This is a genomic window from Acetobacter pasteurianus subsp. pasteurianus LMG 1262 = NBRC 106471 (assembly GCF_000285275.1).
GTDB lineage: Bacteria > Pseudomonadota > Alphaproteobacteria > Acetobacterales > Acetobacteraceae > Acetobacter > Acetobacter pasteurianus.
Map to the genome: position 1 here is coordinate 78,076 of NZ_CADO01000067.1, position 22,742 is coordinate 100,817.

Here is a 22,742-nt window from a genome sequence, read left to right on the forward strand (position 1 = left end):
GGTAATATTATCCCTGAAAGAAGATATAAAGCGCCATAAGGGGCTCTTTTAGTTTCCCGCAAGCGGGATGCAAACCCGAGAATGCCGCGTGGGAAGGAATTTCCTGCACCGTGTTGCGAATTTGACAACAGGCTTCAGGCAAAATGTGTCGCACTTATATTTAAGCTTTTTGTGCTTTGGTATCTGTATAAACTGGGGACTTAAGGCAAGCTTCAAAACCTGATGGCTTGCTGGGTTGAGATAGTCTTGTTCAGTGCTGAATGAGAGGGAAAAAATTTGCCATCTGGTTTTTCGCCAGCGTTTAGCGTGGTTGTGCCCTGTTATAATGAACAGGAAGTTCTGCCAATTTTTCACCAGCGGTTATCTGCCGTTATGGAAGGTATTGGTGCGCCGTGGGAGGTTGTTTACGTCAACGATGGCTCGCGGGATCAAACGCTGGCGGGCATGTATGCTTTGGCAGAGCAGGATGGGCGCGTAAGTGTTGTTAATCTCTCCCGCAATTTTGGTAAGGAAATTGCTTTAACAGCAGGGTTGGATCATGCGCGGGGTACGCGCGGCATTATCGTGATTGATGCCGATTTGCAGGACCCACCAGAAGTTATTGCAGATCTGGTTGCCGCTTGGACAGATGATGTTGATACCGTTTACGCCCGCCGCAACACGCGGGAAGGGGAGAGTATTCCCAAACGGCTGACAGCATGGATGTTCTACCGAGTTATGAAGCGGCTGGGCAACAAAGTGGTTATTCCACCAGATACTGGGGATTTCCGTTTGATGAGCCGTAGGCTGGTGGACAGCCTGTTGCTGCTGCGTGAACGCCACAGATTTATGAAGGGGTTGTTTGCCTGGGTTGGCTTTCCATCTCGCGCTGTTCTGTATGATCGCGCCCCACGTTCTGCGGGAAAGAGCAGTTTCAATTACTGGTCTTTGTGGAACTTTGCGCTAGAAGGCATTACCTCGTTTTCAGTGCTGCCGCTTCAGTTGAGCACATATATGGGGCTTGGAATTTCCATACTGGCTGTGTGCTACGGTATCTGGATTGTTGGGTGCACCTTGTTATTTGGCAACCGGGTGGCGGGTTACCCCAGCCTTATGGCGGTTATCCTGTTTTTAGGCGGTATTCAGCTTATGACGGTTGGCCTGATAGGCGAATATGTCGGTCGTATTTTTAATGAAACCAAAAAACGCCCGCTTTATCTGGTGGAAGCCTATCGCCCCGCGCAGGAAAAAGAGCGCACGCCTGAAGCATAAAGCCGTGCCCTGCCTATTTTGAGGCTTGACGGACAAGGCTACCCGCCGCATTGCTTCGTGCATGCGAGTAGCCGCCATTCTTTTGGCTGCCGGTACGGGCAGTCGTTATGCCGCCACCACGGGTTCTTCCATTCCCAAGCAGTACGTGCTGCTGGCTGGACAACCCGTAATCCGTCATGCAGCGCAAGCCTTATTGCCTCATGTCACCTCTATTCAGCCGGTGGGAGACCCTGCATCCCTGAACGAGGCGCTGGAAGGGTTAAAGATTCTGCCGCCAGTTGCTGGGGGTGAAACCCGGCAGGCCAGCGTGCGGGCCGGGTTGGAAGCGCTGGACAAGCTGCCAGAAGCTGAAAAGCCGGATATCGTGCTGGTGCATGATGGTGCCCGCCCATATGTGACAGCGCAGGTGATCAGCAATGTGGTTTCTGCGCTGGAGCAGCATCCGGGTGCTATTCCGGCGGTGCCGGTGGCGGATACGCTCAAGCGGGAAAAAGATGGTGTGATTGATGGCACCGTGCCGCGGGATCATCTTTATCGTGCCCAAACCCCACAGGGTTTTCGCTTTGGCCTGTTTTTAGATCTCCACCGTGGGGCTGCATCCGTAAGTGCAACGGATGATGCCAAACTGCTGGAAGATGCAGGGTTCAGCGTAGCTTTGGTGGCTGGCGATGAAGACAATATCAAGCTGACATATGAGGGTGATCTGGTGCGTCTGGAACGACTGATCGGCCCCACGCTTCTGCCGCGCGTAGGGCTGGGTTACGATGTGCATGCGTTTGAGGAAGGGCGTCCGCTCATCCTGTGCGGCATTACGGTGCCACATACCAAAGGGCTGGCGGGGCATTCCGATGCTGATGTGGGCATTCATGCCCTGTGCGATGCCATTTACGGTGCGTTGGCTGAAGGAGATATTGGCCGCCACTTTCCCCCCAGCCAGAATGAGTGGAAAAACGCAGATAGCGCCCGCTTTCTGGTGCATGCAGGCCAGCGTATCCGTGAGCGCGGCGGTATGCTGGTGAATGCTGATCTCACCCTTATTTGTGAACGCCCCAAAATTGGCCCGCATTCCGAAGCCATGCGCAAGCGTCTGGCAGATTTGCTGGAAGTGGATGTAGATCGGATTTCCGTTAAGGCCACAACATCCGAACGTCTGGGCTTCACCGGGCGTGAAGAAGGTATTGCCTGCACGGCCACAGTTTCTGTTCTGGTGCCATAAGCGGGCGCCATTACAGTTTCTTATGTTGCGTAAGGCGCAAGGTGGCTGTATTTCTGCCTAAATCATAGGCAAACGGAAATAACAGTGCATACGCAACCCACCCTGCGTCCCATTAATCTGGGCGGTATTGTTTTGGATACCCCCGTCATTCTGGCCCCCATGTCTGGCGTAACAGATCTGCCGTTCCGGCGTCTGGCACGTAAGTTGGGGGCTGGTCTTGTTGTTTCTGAAATGATCGCCTCCTGGGCGATGGTGCGTGAAAACGATACCACCTTGCGTATGGCAGAGGTGGCGGATGCTGGCGGCCCCAATGCCGTGCAGCTTGCCGGGTGTGACCCGGATGCCATGGCAGAGGCCGCACGTATTGCTGTAGGCCGTGGGGCAGATCTTATTGATATCAACTTTGGCTGCCCTGTTAAAAAAGTGGCCGTTGGCCAAATGGCCGGTTCTGCCCTTATGCGGGACGAAGGTGCTGCCGAGCGTTTGTTGGCGGCGGTGGTAAAGGCTGTGCCTGTGCCGGTTACCCTTAAAATGCGCATGGGGTGGGACCATGAGCACCTGAACGCACCTGTGCTGGCCCGGATTGCACAGGATGTGGGTATCCGCATGATTACGGTGCATGGCCGTACGCGCCAGCAGTTTTACAATGGCACTGCCAATTGGGCCTTTGTAAAAAATGTAAAGGAAGCGGTAGATCTGCCCGTTATCGTAAACGGTGATATTCTTACCGTTGGAGATGCGCGGGAAGCCTTGGCCCAATCTGGTGCAGATGGGGTGATGATCGGGCGCGGCTGTTATGGGCGCCCGTGGTTTTTGGCACAGGTGGCACACGCTTTACGCACGGGGCAGGAAATTCCAGACCCCGCATTGCCGGAAGAAAAAGCCATTGTGCTGGAACATTATAATATGATGCTGGAGCACTTTGGTCAGCGCCCGGGCCTGCGTCTGGCACGTAAGCATGTGTCTTGGTATTCGGCTGGGTTGCATGGCTCGGCCTCATTCCGGGCTGCGTTTAACCGGGTAGAAACGCCAGAAGAAGCCATTGCCATGATTGCTGATTTTTATGATCAGCAAATTGCGGCAGGTGCCGTGCGAGAACCACGTGTTTCTCGCCACGCTATGGCGCAACAGCAAGATCAGGTTCAGGCGGCGTGAAGCCAAAAGCAGCGCATGGGGCCAACCAGCCCGATGCGGCGCTTGTTCTGGACAGTCTGCCCGTTCCGGTTTTGGAAATAGGGCCACAAAATACAATTCTTGCAGCGAATATGGCGGCGGAAGAGTTTTTTGGCATGTCTCGCCATCAGTTGCGGCACGGCGGCTTGGCAGAAGTGGTTGCTCAGGATCACCCAGTTTATCTGCTGCTTGAACATGTACGCACCCGTGGTGGGAGTGTGACGGAGCATGAACTGCTGTTCAGTTCCCCGCGCTTTCATCATGAGGGTGTGAGCGTTCAGGCTGCCGATGTGCCAGATTATCCAGACATCATTCTGCTGACATTTCATGAACCCTCTGCCGCCCGTATGTTGGACCAGCAACTGGCTTACCGTTCTGCGGCGCGCAGTGTTTCCGGGTTGGCGGCCATGTTGGCGCATGAGGTGCGCAACCCTTTGTCTGGCATTAAAGGGGCCGCGCAGTTGCTGGAGCAGGCCGTAACGGATGCAGACCGTGATCTGGCCACCCTGATTTGTGATGAAGTTGACCGGATTGACGCGCTGGTTGACCGCATGGGTATGTTTGGTGAAGCGCAGCTCGATTTTCGTGCGCTCAATATTCACAGAATACTGGAGCATGTGCGCCTGCTAGCCAGTAATGGTTTTGCCAAGGACATCAAGATTGTCGAGCGTTATGATCCATCTTTGCCCCATGTATGGGGGGATAGGGACAGGTTGGTGCAGGTGTTGCTCAACTTGGTGAAAAATGCGGCCGAGGCCATACGCAACACGGGTCAGGATGGGGAGATCACGCTGCTTACCAGCTATCGCCCTGGTATTCGGGTGGCTGTGCCCGGCACAGCGCAATGGCGGCATCTTCCACTGGTGGTCACTGTGCGGGATACGGGGCCGGGTATTTCCGAAACAGTGCGCCCACATCTGTTCGAACCATTTGTTTCCACAAAGGTAAACGGAAGTGGTTTGGGGCTGGCCTTGGTTGGCAAGGTAATGGACGACCACGGTGGCGTTATCGAAGTGGAAAGCCGCCCCGGATGCACAGAAATCAGCTTATTTCTGCCGATTGTCGATCATATGAGTCACTCGGGGTGATGCGCCCCTTTGTTCAACAGTTCTGTTTTTCAGCTTTTTATCTGGTTTGAGACGTTATGACACCGCTGCCCACCATTCTTGTTGCTGATGATGATCGTTCTATTCGCACTGTGCTGGGGCAGGCATTGGGTCGGGCAGGCTATCAGGTGCAAACCACGCCTTCCGTCAACACACTCTGGCAATGGGTGCAGGAAGGTGAGGGCGATCTGGTGATTACGGATGTAATCATGCCAGATGGCAGTGGGTTGGATCTGGTAACGCGCATTCGCCAATTTCGGCCCGATCTGCGCGTTATTGTCATGAGCGCTCAATCAACTCTGACAACAGCTGTAAAAGCGACGCAGCGGGGTGCGTTTGAATATCTGGCCAAACCGTTTGATTTGAAGGAACTGCTGGCGGTTGTGGCAAGAGCGCTGACAACGCCAGTGCAGGAAGCCGAAAAACCAGCAGCAGATCAACCACCAGAAGAGCGCCTGCCTTTAATCGGGCAATCTGTTGTGATGCAGGGGATCTACCGTAGCATTGCCCGGCTGACCACGTCTGATCTCACAGTGATGATCTCGGGTGAGAGCGGTACGGGTAAGGAACTGGTAGCCCACGCATTGCATGAGTATGGGCGGCGCAGAAGCGGGCCTTTTGTGGCCGTTAATATGGCGGCTATCCCGCGCAAACAGATTGAAAGTGAACTGTTTGGGTATGAGCGTGGGGGCACACAGGGCCGTATGCCCGGGCGGTTTGAGCAGGCTACAGGTGGCACGCTGTTTTTAGATGAAATTGGAGACATGCCGCAGGAAGCGCAAACTCGTTTGCTGCGTGTTTTGCAGGAAGGTGAATTTACCACGGTAGGGGGCACAACGCCCTTGCGTGCAGATGTGCGCATTATAGCCGCCACGCATAGAGATTTGCGGCAGGCTATTCAGGCCGGTACTTTCCGTGAAGATCTTTATTACCGCCTGAACGTGGTGCCCTTGCGTCTGCCCCCCTTGCGGGAAAGGCTGGAAGATATTCCACTACTGGCGCGGCATTTTCTCTCTCAGTGCCGGGATGAAGGTGGAACTTACAGAATTCTGGATGAAAGTGCCATTACACGGCTTCAGGCTTGGCGCTGGCCGGGCAATGTGCGCGAGTTGGAAAACCTTATCCGCCGTATTGTGGCCCTGTATTCTCAGGAAACCATTACAGGCGATGTGATTGATGCGGAACTGGCCGAGCCTTTGGCGCATGATCCGATTCCCAATAGCGTGATGGCGGCGGAGCCTTTGTCTGAATCTGTTTCTCGCCATATCGCCCGTTATCTGGAAGCAGGGCGTGATGGCGTGCCGCTGCATGATCTGCACGCCCGGATTATTGCGGAAGTTGAACGACCGCTTATCCAGATGACACTAGCCGAAACACGGGGCAACCAGATCAAAGCCGCCGCCATGCTCGGGCTGAACCGAAATACATTGCGTAAAAAAATTCGAGACCTTGAGATTCCTGTCGTTCGTGGCGTAGTCTGAACCTCAGGCATGAAGCAGTTTCTGTTCTCCCTCAGGCACCTCCTTTCTCGCACACGCCTGCATTGGCTTTTGCGTTCTCTGGAACGTAAAACCGTTGCCATTACACTTGCTGCATTGGCTTTGTGTTTGGGGTTTGCCACGTTTGTGGTGCTTTCAGGTGGAATGTCCTTTGGGCATTATTCCCTGATCGAACCCTTGCTCCTATTTTTAAACGGTATGGTGCTGGCCCTGCTTGTGGTGGCCTTGGCTATTCGTATCGGCCCCATGGTGCGCGAGCATCGGAAAGGGCTGGCAGGGGCGCGGCTGCATGTGCGGCTGGTTACGCTGTTTGGTATTGTGGCTGTGGCCCCCACACTTGTGGTGGGCGCGTTTGCAACGCTGTTTTTCCATTACGGAATTCAGATCTGGTTTTCAGATCGGGTTAACACGGCTCTAAACGAAGCCTTGCAGGCTTCTCGCGGTTATCTGGTGGAGCATAACGCCAATATCCGCACAGATGCGTTCTCGATGGCCAATTACATCATGAGCGCCCAGAATGAGCTGGCCGCCAGTGGCATGGATCTGTTTCAGGATCACGATGCCTTGGCGCAGATGCTGGACAGTCAGGCCACCATGCGCGGGCTGACAGAAGCCTTGGTGTATGATCCCATCACCAACAAAGTTGTGGCGGCTGGCGGGTTGATGAGCCGCACCGGATATTTGCAGGAGCTGCCTCCTCCTGCTGCCACGGTTATGGCGCGCTCCAACGATGTAGCTATTCTGGATTCTCCAGATGAACGCACAGTGCGCGCTGTGGTGGAACTTTCCCAAACGCCAGCGCTTATGCTGGTGATTACCCGGCTGGTTGATCCAACCATTCTGGAGCACATGCACCGTACGGAAAAGGTGGTGTCGGATTACAAGCGGCTGAGCAACAACCGCGCCAAGATCCAGCTGACATTTGTCATGATCTTTGCGTTGGTGGCATTGCTGGTGCTTGCCGCCGCAGCCTTGATCGGGCTGGCATTGGCAAACCAGATAGCCCGTCCGCTGGGTTTGCTGAGTGTAGCTGCACGGCGGGTGAGTGAGGGGGATTTAGGTGTTCATGTGCCTGAAAATGACAGGGATGATGAAGTCGCCAGTCTTTCTCGCGCCTTTAACCGCATGACAGAAGAACTGGCCAGCCAGCGTTCGGAACTGATGGCTGCATATGGGCAGATCAATGAGCGTCGGCGTTTTACGGAGGCCGTGCTTTCTGGTGTTTCAGCCGGTGTGATCGGGCTGGATGTGAAGCAGAACATCGAACTGCCAAACCGCGCCGCCTGTGTTTTGCTACAAACCGATCTAATGGATGCCATTGGTGAACCCTTGGCCCAACGTGTGCCAGAGTTTGCCGAATTCTTGCAGGAAGCGCGCACAACGCCAGATGCCGTGCTTACGCGGGAAATTCAGATCGGCCAGCAGGCCAGCCAGCGTACCTTGCTGGTGCGTTTGGGGGCAGAACTGCGTGGTACGATTACTGAAGGGTATGTGATGACATTTGATGACATTACGGCCCTGCAACAGGCGCAACGTAAGGCCGCATGGGCCGATGTGGCGCGGCGTATTGCGCATGAAATCAAGAATCCACTCACCCCCATCCAGCTTGCTGCAGAACGGCTAAAGCGGCGTTTTCTAAAAGAAATTACTTCCGATCCCGATACATTTTCGCAATGTGCAGATACAATCGTGCGGCAGGTGGGGGATATCGGGCGTATGGTGGATGAGTTTTCGGCCTTTGCACGCATGCCGCAGCCTGTCATGAAAGATGAGGATATTTCGCGTATTGTGCGTGAGGTGCTGGTTCTGCAAAGAAACGCACACCCGGAAATCGCCTATCATCTGGATATTCCAGACAGAGGCCCCAAAGCACGATGTGATAGAAGATTGATAAGTCAGGCACTTATTAATCTTTTGCAGAATGCGGCGGATGCCATTGCCATGACAGCCAGACAGGGCGAAGCTATAGATCAGGCACCTGCAACCAAGGGTGAAGTATCGGTTCGGATTATAGAAGGGGCAGAAGATATCGCCATACAAGTGGCAGATAACGGAGTTGGGCTTCCATCGGATGACAGAAATCGTCTGACGGAACCTTATGTGACGCACAAAGCCAAGGGTACTGGTTTAGGTTTGGCTATTGTGAAAAAGATCATGGAAGATCATGGTGGAACAGTGCGTCTGGAAGACAAAGCGGGAGAAAGAGGAACTGTGACTACTCTGATTTTGTCGGTGAAAGACAACCATGGCGCATGAAATCCTGATTGTTGATGATGAACCCGATATCAGAATGCTGATTGAAGGTATTCTGAGTGATGAAGGTTATGAAACGCGCGTAGCCGCCAGTGCAGATACGGCATTGGCTGCTTTTAGGGCGCGCAGGCCATCACTGGTTATTCTGGATGTCTGGCTACAGGGTTCGGACATGGATGGCTTGGCTATCCTGCAAGCCATGAAGGCCGAGGAACCTTCTGTCCCGGTTGTCATGATTTCTGGCCATGGCACAATTGAAACAGCCGTGGCAGCGCTCCAGCATGGTGCTTACGATTTTATAGAAAAGCCATTTCAGGCAGACCGTCTGCTGGTTATTGTGCGGCGCGCGCTGGAGGCTTCGCGGCTGGCGCGTGAGAATGAAGAACTGCGCATAAAGGCCGGGCAGGATACGGAACTGTATGGAAACAGTGCCCAGATTGCCGCCGTTAGAAACCAGATAGAAAAAGTGGCGCCCACCGGTTCCCGCGTGCTGATTAGCGGAGGGCCGGGTTCTGGCAAGGAAGTTGCCGCCCGTATGATTCATGCCCGCTCCAAGCGGGAAGATGGGCCCTTTGTTGCGCTCAACTGCGCCACTCTGGCACCGGGACGTTTTGAGGAAGAACTGTTTGGGCTTGAAGGTGGCACAGAAGGCGTGGGCCGTCGCACAGGGGTTCTGGAACGTGCGCATGGTGGCACGCTGCTGCTGGATGAAGTGGCAGACATGCCGCTGGAAACGCAGGGCAAGATTGTAAGAGCCTTGCAGGATCAGACATTTGAACGCTTGGGTGGTGATGCCCGCGTTAAAGTGGATGTGCGTGTATTGGCCACCACTAACCGTGATCTGCAGGCCGAAATTATGGCCGGGCGTTTCCGGGAAGATCTGTATTATCGGCTGGCAGTTGTGCCGCTGCGTATGCCCGCGCTGCGAGAAAGGCGGGATGATATTCCCGGTCTGGCTGCAATGTTTTTGCGCCGGGCGGCAGAAATGGCTGGTTTGCCCACGCGTGAACTTTCTCCCGATGCCGTTGCAGCCCTTCAGGCCTATGACTGGCCGGGCAATGTGCGTGAACTGCGTAATCTGATGGAACGTGTGCTGATTATGCAGCCCGGTAGCAGCCAGGAACCCATTCGGGCAGATATGCTACCTTCTACTGTGGGTGAAAGTGCACCTGCATTGCTGAAGTTTGATGCCTCAACAGATGTCATGGCCTTGCCTTTGCGAGAAGCCCGCGATCTGTTTGAAACCCAGTATCTGCAAGCCCAGCTTTTGCGTTTTGGTGGCAATATCAGTCGCACGGCGCTGTTTGTGGGCATGGAGCGCAGTGCTTTGCATCGCAAACTTAAGCAGCTTGGTGTAACATCTGAGGAACGAGGCGCGGGCTGACATGTTTCAAGGTTGCAGGCTTTAGGCAGGCAGTCCGGCTAAAATATAATAATGAGAACGGAATAGGGCCTCCACTGTGGAAAAAGAGAGTGCATATAACGTGCAGGATGCGTTCCTGAACCAGATCCGGCGCTCACGCGCGGCTGTTACTGTGTTTCTGGTGAACGGCGTTAAGTTACAGGGATTTATTACATGGTTTGATGATGAGGTTGTTCTTTTACGGCGTGATGAACAAACCCAGCTTATCTACAAGCATGCCATCAGCACGGTAATGCCCAGCATTCCTGTCAATATTTCCGATTCCAACACTGCCGATGCGCAGGCAGACAGGGACCTTTCTCTTGGCGACGAGTTTCTCTGAAAAGAAAAAGAAAGTAGCAACCCGTGCGGCAGTTATTCTGCCGTGGGAGCGTTCTGCCCATGGGCAGGATGTGCGGGCCGCAGAAGCACGGTTGGAAGAAGCCGTGGGGCTTACAGCCTCTATTGGGCTGGTTATTGTGCGCAAGGATGTATTGCTTCTGCGCAGCAGACGTTCCGCCACTTTGTTAGGCAAGGGGCAGGTAGATTCCCTGCGTATTGCCGTTAAGGCAGATCAGGTTGATGTGGTGGTGGTGGATGCAAAGCTCAGCCCAGCCCAGCAGCGTAATCTGGAAACAGAGTGCGGTTGTAAGGTTATAGATCGTACCGGCCTTATTCTGGATATTTTTGGTGCCCGTGCCGCCACAAAAGAAGGCACTTTGCAGGTTGAACTTGCGCATCTGGAATATCAGCGTTCCCGCCTTGTGCGGTTGTGGACCCATCTTGAACGCCAGCGTGGTGGCTTTGGCTTTCTTGGTGGCCCCGGTGAAACCCAGATTGAAGCTGACCGGCGTATGATCGGTGATCGTATCGTGCGGCTTAAAAAAGATCTGGAGCAGGTGCGGCGCACACGTGGCTTGCACCGGCAGGCGCGTAAGCGCGTGCCTTTTCCGGTGGTGGCCTTGGTGGGCTATACCAACGCAGGTAAATCCACACTGTTCAATGCGCTAACTGGTGCCACCGTATATGCGCAGGACCAGCTTTTTGCGACGCTAGACCCCACCATGCGTGCGATTGATCTGCCCTCTGGCCGCAGGGTTATTCTGTCTGACACGGTAGGATTTATCAGTGATCTGCCAACGGAACTGATTGCAGCCTTCCGTGCCACGTTGGAAGAAGTGGCAGAGGCAGATATTATCCTGCATGTGCGCGATGTGGCGCATCCAGACAGCGCATCCCAGAAAAAAGATGTGCTGGGCGTTCTGGAAGGCATGGCAAAGGATGACATGCTGGAACAGGATTGGCCGGAACGCATAATTGAAGTGCTGAACAAGGTTGATCTGCTTGGTGGCCCCGAAGCTATTCCACAAACAGAAGATACCATTGCCATTTCCGCCATTACGGGGGAGGGGCTGGAAACACTTCTGGCGCGTATTGATGCGCGTATTACCCAAGGTATGGAAACGGTGCGTTATTGTTTGCCGCTGGCAGATGGAGCGGCCTCGGCCTGGCTTTACCAGCACGGTGAAGTGGTCGCGCGAGAAGACAAGGATGAACAGACAGATATTACAGTTCGTCTTTCAACAGAAGATCGTGCGCGGTTTGAGCGCCAGTTTTCCCACATCCAACCGATGATTGCTTAAAAAAGAAAAACTCTGACATCAGGATTTTGAGAATATCTATCCTGATGTCAGATGTCTTATTCAGTCAAAATCTGTAGGCAGTTCCGGATTTGCATGATGTGCAAAAAGCCGGGCTATTTCGTGCGGTGTAATCCGTCCGGTTGAAATATCCTGCGGGATATTCTCCTGCGCAAAAAAGCCGACCTCGCTTGTTTCAATACTGGTGGTGGGTGTGCCGCCCGTTATTTCACCCAGAAAAAAGAGCTTGGTTACAGAAAAAGGTTCTGGCGGCATATGCCCTTGGCGTGCCCGATCCATCGCCATGGCCAGTTTGGTAATCTGCACTGTATAGCCGGTTTCTTCCCATACTTCTTTGGCTGCACATTCAGATGCTGTCAGGTTCACATCAGTCCAGCCGCCAGGCACGGTCCAGCGGTTGCTGTCCAGAACTTCGCGCACCATCAGCAGGCGGTTTTGCGCATCAAAAACACCAACACGCACTTCCAGCTTGGGGGTAGCGTAACCGGATTGCTGGCTAAACAGGTTTTCTATTTTCTGCACATCGACATTGCTGCCTTCGGCCATCATCTGTGCGGCCAAATTCCGCAGCATTTCATAGCGTTCTTTATCGAACGGGTCTTGTGCATAGGTAAGCCCTGTCTGGGCAATGGCCTGAATTTCTCTGGCCCATACCAGCCAAACAGGTTCCGACATTCTGTAGTCCTTCTATAAGAAAGTTTCATAAAAAAACGGGAAGGCACTGGGCCTTCCCGTTTTGTGTAACACACTCAGCCAAGGCAGAAATTACATGGCGGCTTCTGTCTGTGCTGCGGTTTTACCGTTAATCAGCAGGCCATCACCATTGGCGGAGATATTCACTGTTTCTCCATCAAGGATATTGCCTTCCAGAAGCTGTTCTGCCAGCGGGTTTTGCAGCGTGCGCTGAATAACCCTTTTAAGTGGGCGCGCACCGTAAATGGGGTCATACCCTTCATTCGCCAGCCAAGCTTCGGCCAGATTATCCAGATGCAGGGTGATCTTACGATCATCCAGCAGCTGCTGCAGGCGTGCAATCTGGATATCCACAATCTTGGTCATGTCTGCTTTCTGCAACCGCGAGAACAGGATGATTTCATCCAGACGGTTCAGGAATTCAGGACGGAAGTGCTCACGCACAACCTTCATCACCTGAGCCTGCACCATATCGGGGGATTCCCCATCGGGCAGATTGGCCAGATATTCAGAACCCAGGTTACTGGTGAGAATGATAAGAGTGTTGCGGAAATCCACCGTGCGGCCCTGACCATCGGTCAGGCGGCCATCATCCAGCACCTGAAGCAGAATGTTGAACACGTCTTCATGTGCTTTTTCTACTTCATCAAACAGGATGACCTGATAGGGGCGACGGCGCACAGCTTCTGTCAGCACACCACCTTCTTCATACCCCACATAACCCGGAGGGGCACCAATCAGGCGGGCCACTGCGTGTTTTTCCATGAACTCACTCATGTCGATACGCAGCAGGGCTTTATCATCATCAAACAGGAAGCGGGCCAGTGCTTTGGTCAGCTCTGTTTTACCAACCCCCGTCGGGCCGAGGAACAGGAAGGAACCAATCGGGCGATTGGGGTCCTGCAAGCCTGCACGGGCACGGCGTACGGCGTTGGAAACAGCTTTAAGAGCCTGTTCCTGACCAACCACGGATTTACGCAGTTCATCTTCCATCCGCAGCAGCTTGGCGCGTTCACCTTCCAGCATCCGGTCAACCGGCACACCTGTCCAGCGGGACACAACAGAAGCAACACCCTGATCTGTTACAGCTTCGGAAACCAGATCATCCTTTTTGGCGGTTTCTTCTTCTGTTTTCTGGGCTTCGGCAATCTGAGCCTGCAGGTTAGGGATAACGCCATACATCAGTTCAGATGCACGCCCCAGATCACCCTTGCGCTGTGCCACTTCAACATCAGAACGCGCCTGATCAAGCTGTTCCTGAAGTTTCTGAATGGTGTTCACGCGGTTCTTTTCTGCGTGCCATGCAGCGCTGAGCGTGTTGGACTTTTCTTCCAGATCAGCCAGTTCAGCTTCTACGGCTTCCAGACGATCCTTGCTGGCAGTATCATCTTCTTTGCGTAAGGCTTCACGTTCGATCTTTAGCTGAATGATGCGGCGGTCCAGTTCGTCCAGTTCTTCTGGCTTGCTGTCAATCTGCATGCGCAGCCGGCTTGCGGCCTCATCAATCAGGTCAATCGCTTTATCGGGCAGGAATCGATCCGTGATGTAACGGTTGGAAAGCGTTGCCGCTGCCACCAGCGCACCATCGGTAATACGTACACCGTGATGGAGTTCGTATTTTTCCTTAATTCCGCGCAGAATAGAGATTGTATCCGCCACAGACGGCTCACCCACAAATACCGGCTGGAAGCGGCGGGCAAGGGCTGCATCTTTTTCAATATACTTGCGGTATTCATCCAGCGTGGTGGCGCCAATGCAGTGCAGTGTACCACGTGCCAGTTCCGGTTTGATGAGGTTGGAAGCATCCATCGCACCATCGGTACGGCCAGCGCCAACCAGTGTGTGCATTTCATCAATAAACAGGATGATCTGGCCTTCGGCGGATTCAATTTCTTTCAGAACAGCTTTTAGGCGTTCTTCAAATTCACCGCGATATTTGGCACCGGCAACCAGCGCGCCCATATCCAAGGAAAGCAGCTTTTTGTTTTTCAGCGCTTCAGGCACATCGCCATTTACAATGCGCTGGGCTAAGCCTTCCACAATAGCGGTTTTACCCACACCGGGTTCACCAATCAGAACCGGGTTGTTTTTGCTGCGGCGGGCCAGAACCTGAATGGCACGGCGAATTTCTTCATCACGCCCAATAACGGGGTCCAGCTTACCTTTAAGGGCAACTTCCGTGACATCACGGGCATATTTTTTAAGCGCATCAAAATTGGCTTCAGCGTTTTCGCTGGTCACTGTGCGTCCTTTACGAATGGTCGTAATAGCTTTTTCAAGTGTATCGGCCGAGGCACCGTTTTCTTTTAAAGCGCGGCCTGCCGGTGTATCGGATGCAGCAATAGCTACAAGCAGCCGATCCTGCGCAACAAAGCTGTCACCAGCTTTCTGGGCGGTCTGTTCTGCATTATCCAGAATACGCACCAGTTCCGGTGTTGCCGCGGGTTGGCCAGCACCGCTGCCCTGAACTTTTGGCAGTTTTGCCAAGGCCTGTTCGGTTGCGGCTTTTACGGCTTCCGGGTTGCCACCAGCACTGCGAATAAGTGAGGAAGCAGCACCTTCATTATCATCCAGCATGGCTTTGAGCAGGTGCTCTGGCGTAAGCTGCTGGTTAAAATCACGTAAAGCTATTGTTTGCGCAGCCTGCAAAAAGCCGCGTGAACGATCTGTAAATTTTGCAATATCCATTATAATCCCTCTTGTCCCTTTTACATCAGGCGACTGAAGGCCCTGCTGGCATCCCATGCAGGCAATGTCAGCGTGGTCTCATTCTTCACAAATTGAGATTGGAATGTTGAGAGAGACAATCAAGGGGGTGTGATGCGTTTTCGTGCATGGGTGGTAGATGGTGCGGGCAGAACATCCTTGAAACGTCAGGGTTTCCAATAAAAAAGGCAGCACCCGTTAAGGTGCTGCCTTTTGTGTTTTCCCTATAAGGAAAAACTTATGCCGCGTTCAACTGGGCTTCAGCGAATTCATAATTCGCCAGCTTGTCCAGGAAGTTGGTGACGTAGTCCGGACGACGGTTGCGGAAGTCCAGGTAGTAGGAATGTTCCCACACATCCACGGTCAGCAGAGCCTTGCCCTGGCCTTCGGCCAGCGGGTTGGTGCCGTTGGGGGTTTTGGTGATGGCCAGCTTACCATCCTTACCCAGAACCAGCCATGCCCAGCCAGAACCGAACTGAGAAACAGCAGCCTTGCGGAATTCTTCCTTGAAGGTGTCAATGCTGCCGAAATCGCTGGCAATTTTTGCAGCCAGCTTTTCTGGCATAACACCGCCGTTGGGGGAGAGGCAGTTCCAGAAGAAGGAGTGGTTCCAATGCTGGCCGGCATTGTTGAACAGGCCCGTAAGGTCTGCTTTGCCGTGAGCTGCCAGAATGATTTCTTCCAAAGACTTGCCCTGAAATTCGGGCTTGTCTTCCAGCAGCTTGTTCAGGGTGTTGACGTAGGCCAGATGATGCTTGCCATGATGGTATTCAAGCGTTTCCGGGCACATGCCACGTGGGGCCAGTGCGGTGGGAGCAAAGGGGAGGGCAGGCAGTTCAAAAGCCATTTTAATACTCCGTATTCTAAAGGCGGGGCGTGTGAGGGAACACACCTGAGTTCCAGAGCTATGGGCGCGGGGCAGATGCGTCAAGGGAAAGGCGCATGACAAGTGCCTTGCGCAGCCATACTCACGGAAACTTGCCTTGCCAGTAGGGCGCACAATAAGGGCCTTCCGTTAGGAAAGCGGGATTATTCAAACGCATGAACCATGCACAGGTTTCCCGCATATCAAGCCACGTTAGGGTTAGGGAGATACTGGGGTTAATGGCACGGCAGAAACATCAGCCTCTTGTAATGGAGGTGCAAAAAGCTGTGCAGGCAGACCCGGACCGGGCGCTGTGCCTGTGGTTTTTGCCTTCATCTGTGCGTGATGCCGCTTATGTTCTTCTGGCTTTCCATAACGAGCTGATTCGCGCTTTGGCCCCGGCACGTTCTGCTGCCATGGCAGGGCCAATGGCTGGGTATATTCGCCTGCAATGGTGGCGAGAGGTGCTGGAGGAGCAACGCAAGCCAGAGCACGTTCTGGCGCCAGCAATCATGGCGCTTGTACAATCTGGCCAATTACAGCGCGAAACTTGCCTGAAAATGATTGCTGCCCGGGAAATAGAACTGGAACCCACGCAAGACGTAGAGCGCTGGATGCAGATGATGCGAGATGGTGCGGGTGCTTTCCAGCAAGCTATCGGAGAACTGCTAGGTGTGCAGGATGCAGTGACACTGCAACGTTTGGCCGCTGGAGGAGCAGCTTATGGGGCAGGCACCATGTTGCGGCATTGGCCATTGCTTGCGGGAAGTGGCCGTTTCTTGTTTCCCGGCACGCAGGAACAATTAAGTCAGGTTGGAAAGACATTTCTGCAAGAATGTCATTTTAAGGCTTTGGAGCCGCGCTGCCGTAAAGCTGCGTTACCAGCCGTATTGGCAAAGCGTGATCTGGCGCGTGGGAGCGAACAAGCTGGCCTGCCCCGCGGAATAGGGGACAGGCTTGCTGTGTGTCGCGCTGGTATTCAGGCGTCGTTAGCGACAATTTTTTCCATAACGCCAATCAGAACCGAATAATCAGCATCTTCTGCCGCGCGGCGGGCAAGAGAAAGCTGTTGTGTTACAGCAGCTAAAGTTGGTGCGGGCACGGCCAGACGTGCTGCGGCATCCATGAGCAGGCGCATGTCTTTTTGCATCAGACGGGCAGGGAACTGGGGAGAGAAATCTCCAGCCTTGGCCATCTTGATCTTGCGCTTGTGGTGCGGGGAAATCACAGCCATTTCATCCAGCGCATCAAAAAGCATGGAGCGATCCAGCCCAGCGGCCAAGCCGTAAGCTATGCCTTCTGCCACAGCAGCCAAACCGGCCCCCATAATGCCATTGATAACCAGTTTGAGGCGCGCGCCGCTACCAGATGGTCCGGCATGAATGGTAATGCGGCCAATTTTATCAAAAATGGGCTGGGCGCGCGCAATAGCGGCATCATCCCCACCGGCGAGAATGACCAGATTGGCAGATTCTGCCTCCGGTGTACTGCCAGATACAGGGCAGTCTATGACGCAGATATTTTTTTCCTGCCCAGCCTTTTGCAGGGCATCTGCGGCTTCTGGAGAAACAGAGCTGGTGTTCAGCAGCAAACCATCTGCCTTTATGCCAGCCAGAACACCCTGTGGACCATACATACTGGCGGCAAGGGCTTCATCATCTGGTACGCAGGCCAGAACAATATCTGCCTTGTTGGCAACTTCTGCTGGAGTGGGCAAAAAATGGGTTACGCCATCACCACCCTTGCCAGAAGGCGTATAGGCAAGAGTGGCGTATCCAGCTTTTTCAAGATGCGCGGCCATGCGGCTGGCCATGGCACCAAACCCAATAAAACCGATTGTCTGCTGAGTTGTCATGCTGAATGAACCTTCTTGTTTGTATTAACAGAATTATAAACCTGAATAACAAGATATGTCTTGGGCAGGTTTGGGGGATGCTGTTCGCGTTTACGTGTCTGGGTGTTGCGTAATTTGTTACGATTGCACAGTATTCTTGCGCAATAAGGCTGATTTTGTAAGGGTAATCCTGCACTCAGCATGAAGCGGCTGCGGTGCTTTAAACAGTGGAGAGCAGAAAACCCCATGCCATCGCCTACCTCAGACCAAAGTCGGCGGTTTCGCCTTTCTCCCCTTACGCGGCAGGTGTTGCTGTATGTGTTGTTCATGCTGCCTGCCGTATCTTATCTGGCAGGTGCTTTTTCGGGTGATCTGGGGCCAAACCCATTCAAGACATGCTTGCATGAATTCGGGCGGTATGCGTTTCGGTTTTTGCTTGTTTCACTTATGATTTCGCCGCTCAAACGGTTTTTAAAAATTGATTTAATGGTTTACCGTCGCCCGCTCGGTCTGCTGGCTTTCAGTTACGCGGCTTTGCATGTGACTCTTTATTTCTGGTGGGCACGTGGGTTTGATATCCAGCGGATATGGAAAGACTTTTTAACGCGGCCATTCCTCACATTCGGGTTGATCGCTTTTTCTATTCTGGTGGTTCTGGCGGCAACATCCACGCGCAAATCCATCATCCGGTTGGGTAAAAAATGGGCGCGTTTGCATCGTCTGGTTTATGTTGCCATGGTTCTGGCGTGTATCCATTACGCCATTGCATTCAAGCAGTGGTACATTGAACCTTTTGTATATGCAGCCGTGGCGGCATGTGTGCTGGGTTTGCGGTTTGTGCCAAAGCCCGGGCTTAAAAAATCCTGAAATAAAAAGGAGGCATGAATTTTCTCATGCCTCCTTTTTCAATGTCATTGTGCTTTGTAAAATATTTAGGCCAGTAATGTATCATGGCCTAGAGAGGCCAGAAGTTTTTCTGCGCGTTGATCTGCATGAATAATGGAAACTGTTTTTCCGCGTACCTTCAGGCGAGATGCAATTTTTTCCAGTGCGTCTGCAGCGCTGATATCCCAGATATGTGCGTCTTCAAGATCAATCACGATGTTTGAAGCGGTATCCTGAAAATCCACGGCATCGGCAAGAACACTGGCAGAGGCAAAGAACAGTTGCCCATGCACGTAATAGGTGCGGGTGTTGCTGTTTTCTGAAAACGTGCTGCTTACCTGAACAAGTTTCATAACCTGAAAAGAGAAAAACAACCCATTCAGCAGCACGCCACAGGCCACACCAGCTGCCAGATCATGCGTTAACACCACGACCAGAACAGTCGCCAGCATAACGGTGGAAGAAAGGCGAGGGTGCTTTACCAGATCACGCAGGGAGGACCATGAAAATGTGCTGACAGACACCATAATCATAATGGCCACCAAAGCAGCAACAGGCACTTGGGCTACAAAGCGATGCAGCACAACCAGCAACAGCAGCAAAAATGCCCCAGCCGTAAAGGTGGAAAGCCGACCACGCCCGCCATAACGCAGGTTGCCAACTGTCTGCCCAATCATGCCGCAACCGGCCATGCCGCCAAACAGCCCCACCATGATGTTGGAAAAACCAAGCCCGGTGCATTCCATACGTTTGTTGCTGTGTGTGTCTGTTAATTCATCCACCACAGTCGCTGTCATGAGGGATTCCAGAAGCCCCACCATGGCCATGGCAAATGCGTAAGGCAGCACAATTTTAAAAGTTTCTGCTGAAAAAGGCACATCTGGCAAAGTCAGATGTGGCAGGCCAGAAGGTAGATCTCCCAGATCAGACACCACATGCACAGGCATGGGAACCGCAAAGGTAATGCCTGTAAGCACAAGAATGCAGATTAAAGGGGAAGGCACAGCCGTGGTAACGCGCGGCAGGAGGTAAACAATAGCTAACCCCAGCGCGATAAGCGCATAAGTATGCCACGTAACATGCAGCATCTGCGGCACCTGCGCAGAAAAGATAAGAATGCCCAGCGCGTTTACAAACCCGGTTTCCACCTCGCGCGAGACAAAGCGCATCATGCTTTGCAAACGCAGCAAACCGAAAATAATCTGGAATGCACCAGCTAGCAGTGTCGCCAGCAGCAGATATTGCAGGCCGTGGCTATGCACCAGTTCTGCCGCCACCAGAGCAACAGACCCCGCAGCCCCGGAAATCATGCCCGGCCTGCCGCCCGTAATGGCAATGGCAATACTGATAACAAATGAGGCAAACAGCCCCACAGAGGGCGCAACCCCAGCCACATAAGAAAAAGCGATAACTTCTGGAATAAGTGCAAAAGTGCCCACCATGCCGGCCAGAACATTGCGGACGGGCTGGTCTGTCCATTCATGAATATAGGTTTTAACTGTCACGAGAAACCGGGTGTCCCTTGGTTGAGTGTGAGAAGGCGCATTAATCGGGCACCAAAAGCGTTTCGGGGCAGGAAAGACTTTTGAGGCATTATTTGCAAGATATACATGCCTTATGGGGGATATCCTACCGCGCGACATGGATAAGATGATTGTGCTCTGTGTGGCAGCGTTTTATGCGTGACGCATGGTTTCTCCTTCTTCCTCTCCTCTTGTCTGGATTCTGGCTGGTGAGGCCAGCGGCGATGTTTTGGGTGCACGCCTTATGCATGCCTTGCGTGCCCGCGTGCCCAATATGCGCTTTGCAGGCGTGGGGGGCGTGCGTATGCAGGAGGAAGGGCTGGTCAGCCTGTTTCCCATGCGGGATCTGGCCGTTATGGGGCTGGTGGAAGTTTTACCCCGCGTGCGCCAGCTTTCTGCCCGGTTGGATGAAGCCGCGCAGGATATTGCAGCGCAAAAGCCTGATTTGGTGATCACCATAGATAGTCCCGGCTTTGCCCTCCGGCTTCTTAAAAAAATAAGCGGTTTGGGCATTGCCCGTGTGCATTATGTGGCACCGCAGGTTTGGGCATGGCGCCAGAAAAGGGTGAAGGAATTTCCCGGCCTGTGGGAAGAATTGCTGTGCCTTTTGCCGTTTGAGGAAAAGTTTTTTGGCAAGCACGGCCTAAAAACCCGCTTTGTAGGGCACCCGGTTTTGCAATCTGGCGCCAAGGATGGAGATGCGGCCCGCTTTCGTGCCCGGCATGGGTTGCCAGATAGCGCCAAGATACTTGTGCTCATGCCCGGTAGCCGCCGCTCAGAAGCGCCGCGCTTGCTGCCAGTTTTTGGCCAGATGTTGCGCCTGCTTAAAACATCCATGCCAGACGTGGTGCCCGTGGTGCCGGTTTCTCCGGTTGTGGCGAGTGTTGTGGAGCGTGCCACGCAGGATTGGCCTATAAAGCCTGTTATTGTCACAGATATTCATGACAAGCATGATGCGTTTGCTGCTGCCGGGGCTGCGTTAACCAAATCTGGCACATCTACGTTGGAACTCGCTTTGGCTGGAGTACCAATGGCTGTGACGTATCGGGTTAACCCCATAACGGCCTTTTTTGCCCGTCGGCTTATTAAAGTGCCATTTGTGGCTATGGTGAATTTGTTGGCAGGCCGTGCTGTTGTGCCTGAACTTTTGCAGGAACAGTGCCGCGCAGATGTGCTGGCGCATGAAGTGCAGATTCTGTTTGAAAATACAGCTGTGGCACAGGCTCAGAAACAGGCCTTTGCTACGGTTTTGCACGGGCTGGAAGGGCCACAGGGCCAACTGCCAGCCGATGCCGCAGCAGAAGCTGTTCTGGAGGTTCTTAACCGTAAAAATACGGCTAAGACACTCGGCTAAACGTGTTTAGTTGTGTTTGTGATAAAGCTGGTTGGGGTCAATTTCCGGCTTTGTCAGTTCTTTCAGGCCATCTGGCGTAAAGGCGCGGTAAAAGCAGCTACGGCGGCCCGTGTGGCATGCCACACCAATCTGGTTCACCAGCACAAGTACGGCATCGGCATCGCAATCCAGCCGAGCTTCAATAAGATGCTGGATCTGGCCAGATGTTTCGCCCTTGCGCCAAAGCTTCTGGCGGCTGCGGGAGTAATAGCAGACGCGCCCGGTTTCCAATGTTTCACGCAGGGCTTCACGCGTCATCCATGCAATCATCAGCACTTCGCCGGTATCGTGCTGCTGGGCAATGGCAGCTACCAGGCCAGAGGCATCAAATTTTACAACATCCAGCATGGCATCCAGCTCTGCCGCTGGCGGGGCAATATAAGTCATGATTTTTCCGTAGGATTAGAATCAGAAGGTGTTTGAGGTTTAAGTGCAGCTTCCAGCCAAGCAGGCAGGCGCACGACCAGCGGATGTGCAGCACAGGTTAGTTGGTTATTGGCAGCATCTGTTTTGAGTAATGCCAACCCAACATGATCTTGGGATGAACGAAGCGTGCCTACCTCTACACCATCGCACAGCACGGGTGTTCCGGGTGCGGGGAGTGGAGATGTGGCTGCAACAGGCATCAGGCGGCGTTTTGCCAGTGTGCGGTAATGCATACGAGCAGTTACTTCCTGGCCCATATAGCAGCCTTTTTTCCAAGATACGCCCCCGAGCAGATCCAGATTGGCTTCGGCTGCCAGAGTGCGGCCAACCTCGCAATCCTGCACACCATCAGGCAGGCCCAGCACCAAGCGGTGCAGATTATAGTCCTGCTCTGTAGCGGTTATGGGGGTATCTGGCGCGGCATCAATCAGCCGCCACCCGGCTTCTTCTAACCGAGGGTCCCGAAAACTGATAGCGTTTTCCAACACACTGTCCGGCGGTGGGTTTCCCCATGCGACATGCACGGGCAGAGCCGTGATATCTAGCTGAACATCAGAGCGCAGACGGAAGCGTTGGAGAGTGGTCTTTAGGTTTTCCGCCTGTTCTGTGGCGCAATCTAGCAGCAGGCAGGTATCATCGGGGTCTGAAACCACAAAAAAGTCTGCTTGCCAGCGGCCCTGAGGTGTCAGGCAGGCACTCCATGTAGCGTCTCCCGGTTCCAGTGCTGCAATGTCTGCCGTTACCAGACCTTGCAGAAAACGCACGCGGTCAGCGCCAGAAATCTTGAGAACCGTGCGGTTTTCAAGCCGGGTCATATGTGTTGGGGAAGGCATTTACATTCTCCCATAAAAGAAAA

At 53.5% G+C, this 22,742-nt stretch carries 19 protein-coding genes; 12 read left to right on the plus strand and 7 right to left on the minus strand.

Features of this window, described 5'->3' with window-relative positions; all coding sequences use genetic code 11:
• Nucleotides 1-276 precede the first annotated feature (276 nt).
• From APA10_RS10135 to hflX, 9 genes are all read left to right on the plus strand, one after another.
• The gene (locus tag APA10_RS10135) at nucleotides 277-1,251 is read left to right on the plus strand and encodes a glycosyltransferase family 2 protein (RefSeq protein WP_014457022.1); all 975 of its coding nucleotides are present in this window, start codon (nucleotides 277-279) and stop codon (nucleotides 1,249-1,251) included.
• Between the two features lie 61 nt (nucleotides 1,252-1,312).
• A complete protein-coding gene (locus tag APA10_RS10140; protein WP_003629590.1) occupies nucleotides 1,313-2,467 on the plus strand; it encodes a bifunctional 2-C-methyl-D-erythritol 4-phosphate cytidylyltransferase/2-C-methyl-D-erythritol 2,4-cyclodiphosphate synthase in 1,155 nt (384 codons plus the stop codon).
• An 84-nt stretch (nucleotides 2,468-2,551) separates the two neighbouring features.
• The gene (gene dusB / locus APA10_RS10145) at nucleotides 2,552-3,622 is read left to right on the plus strand and encodes a tRNA dihydrouridine synthase DusB (RefSeq protein WP_003624021.1); all 1,071 of its coding nucleotides are present in this window, start codon (nucleotides 2,552-2,554) and stop codon (nucleotides 3,620-3,622) included.
• Complete coding sequence (locus APA10_RS10150) at nucleotides 3,619-4,728, plus strand: two-component system sensor histidine kinase NtrB (protein WP_003629592.1); 1,110 nt, start codon at nucleotides 3,619-3,621, stop codon at nucleotides 4,726-4,728. The genes dusB and APA10_RS10150 overlap by 4 nt, the downstream gene beginning before the upstream one ends.
• A 56-nt stretch (nucleotides 4,729-4,784) precedes the next feature.
• A complete protein-coding gene (gene ntrC / locus APA10_RS10155) occupies nucleotides 4,785-6,227 on the plus strand; it encodes a nitrogen regulation protein NR(I) (protein ID WP_003624017.1) in 1,443 nt (480 codons plus the stop codon).
• A gap of 9 nt (nucleotides 6,228-6,236) precedes the next feature.
• On the plus strand, nucleotides 6,237-8,501 hold the full coding sequence (locus tag APA10_RS10160; protein ID WP_003629593.1) for a sensor histidine kinase NtrY-like: 2,265 nt from the start codon (nucleotides 6,237-6,239) through the stop codon (nucleotides 8,499-8,501).
• A complete protein-coding gene (gene ntrX, locus APA10_RS10165) occupies nucleotides 8,491-9,882 on the plus strand; it encodes a nitrogen assimilation response regulator NtrX (protein ID WP_003624013.1) in 1,392 nt (463 codons plus the stop codon). Before APA10_RS10160 ends, ntrX begins: the two co-directional genes overlap by 11 nt.
• 76 nt (nucleotides 9,883-9,958) lie before the next feature.
• Nucleotides 9,959-10,243 (plus strand): RNA chaperone Hfq, encoded by a 285-nt coding sequence (gene hfq, locus APA10_RS10170; RefSeq protein WP_003624011.1) that lies wholly within the window; start codon nucleotides 9,959-9,961, stop codon nucleotides 10,241-10,243.
• Nucleotides 10,197-11,543 (plus strand): GTPase HflX, encoded by a 1,347-nt coding sequence (gene hflX, locus APA10_RS10175; protein ID WP_020944174.1) that lies wholly within the window; start codon nucleotides 10,197-10,199, stop codon nucleotides 11,541-11,543. The genes hfq and hflX overlap by 47 nt, the downstream gene beginning before the upstream one ends.
• 60 nt (nucleotides 11,544-11,603) lie before the next feature.
• Here hflX and APA10_RS10180 read toward each other — a convergent pair whose 3' ends face one another.
• From APA10_RS10180 to APA10_RS10190, 3 genes are all read right to left on the minus strand, one after another.
• Nucleotides 11,604-12,236 carry an NUDIX hydrolase gene (locus APA10_RS10180; protein ID WP_003629594.1) on the minus strand — a complete coding sequence of 211 codons (633 nt, stop codon included), beginning with the start codon at nucleotides 12,234-12,236 and terminating at the stop codon, nucleotides 11,604-11,606.
• A 90-nt stretch (nucleotides 12,237-12,326) separates the two neighbouring features.
• A complete protein-coding gene (clpB, locus tag APA10_RS10185) occupies nucleotides 12,327-14,942 on the minus strand; it encodes an ATP-dependent chaperone ClpB (protein ID WP_003624005.1) in 2,616 nt (871 codons plus the stop codon).
• A 256-nt stretch (nucleotides 14,943-15,198) separates the two neighbouring features.
• Nucleotides 15,199-15,807 (minus strand): superoxide dismutase, encoded by a 609-nt coding sequence (locus APA10_RS10190; RefSeq protein ID WP_003629595.1) that lies wholly within the window; start codon nucleotides 15,805-15,807, stop codon nucleotides 15,199-15,201.
• A 194-nt stretch (nucleotides 15,808-16,001) separates the two neighbouring features.
• Between APA10_RS10190 and APA10_RS10195 the strand changes: the two genes are divergently transcribed.
• Nucleotides 16,002-16,856, plus strand: coding sequence for a squalene/phytoene synthase family protein (locus APA10_RS10195; RefSeq protein ID WP_035365822.1), 855 nt, complete (start codon nucleotides 16,002-16,004; stop codon nucleotides 16,854-16,856).
• Here the strand turns inward: APA10_RS10195 and APA10_RS10200 are convergent.
• A complete protein-coding gene (locus APA10_RS10200; RefSeq protein ID WP_003629596.1) occupies nucleotides 16,805-17,680 on the minus strand; it encodes an NAD(P)-dependent oxidoreductase in 876 nt (291 codons plus the stop codon). The genes APA10_RS10195 and APA10_RS10200 overlap by 52 nt on opposite strands.
• Before the next feature lie 180 nt (nucleotides 17,681-17,860).
• Here APA10_RS10200 and APA10_RS10205 point away from each other — a divergent pair, with 180 nt between their 5' ends.
• On the plus strand, nucleotides 17,861-18,526 hold the full coding sequence (locus APA10_RS10205; protein WP_003629599.1) for a protein-methionine-sulfoxide reductase heme-binding subunit MsrQ: 666 nt from the start codon (nucleotides 17,861-17,863) through the stop codon (nucleotides 18,524-18,526).
• Between the two features lie 65 nt (nucleotides 18,527-18,591).
• On the opposite strand, the gene APA10_RS10210 is transcribed toward APA10_RS10205, so the two are convergent.
• Nucleotides 18,592-20,049: a SulP family inorganic anion transporter gene (locus APA10_RS10210; RefSeq protein ID WP_003629600.1), complete on the minus strand. Its 1,458-nt coding sequence runs from the start codon at nucleotides 20,047-20,049 to the stop codon at nucleotides 18,592-18,594.
• 184 nt (nucleotides 20,050-20,233) lie between these two features.
• Here APA10_RS10210 and lpxB point away from each other — a divergent pair, with 184 nt between their 5' ends.
• Nucleotides 20,234-21,421 carry a lipid-A-disaccharide synthase gene (lpxB, locus tag APA10_RS10215; protein WP_003629601.1) on the plus strand — a complete coding sequence of 396 codons (1,188 nt, stop codon included), beginning with the start codon at nucleotides 20,234-20,236 and terminating at the stop codon, nucleotides 21,419-21,421.
• A 6-nt stretch (nucleotides 21,422-21,427) separates the two neighbouring features.
• On the opposite strand, the gene hisI is transcribed toward lpxB, so the two are convergent.
• Both hisI and ygfZ read right to left on the minus strand, forming a co-directional pair.
• A complete protein-coding gene (gene hisI / locus APA10_RS10220; protein WP_003623988.1) occupies nucleotides 21,428-21,847 on the minus strand; it encodes a phosphoribosyl-AMP cyclohydrolase in 420 nt (139 codons plus the stop codon).
• The gene (gene ygfZ, locus APA10_RS10225) at nucleotides 21,844-22,719 is read right to left on the minus strand and encodes a CAF17-like 4Fe-4S cluster assembly/insertion protein YgfZ (protein ID WP_003629602.1); all 876 of its coding nucleotides are present in this window, start codon (nucleotides 22,717-22,719) and stop codon (nucleotides 21,844-21,846) included. The genes hisI and ygfZ overlap by 4 nt, the downstream gene beginning before the upstream one ends.
• Between the last annotated feature and the right edge of the window lie 23 nt (nucleotides 22,720-22,742).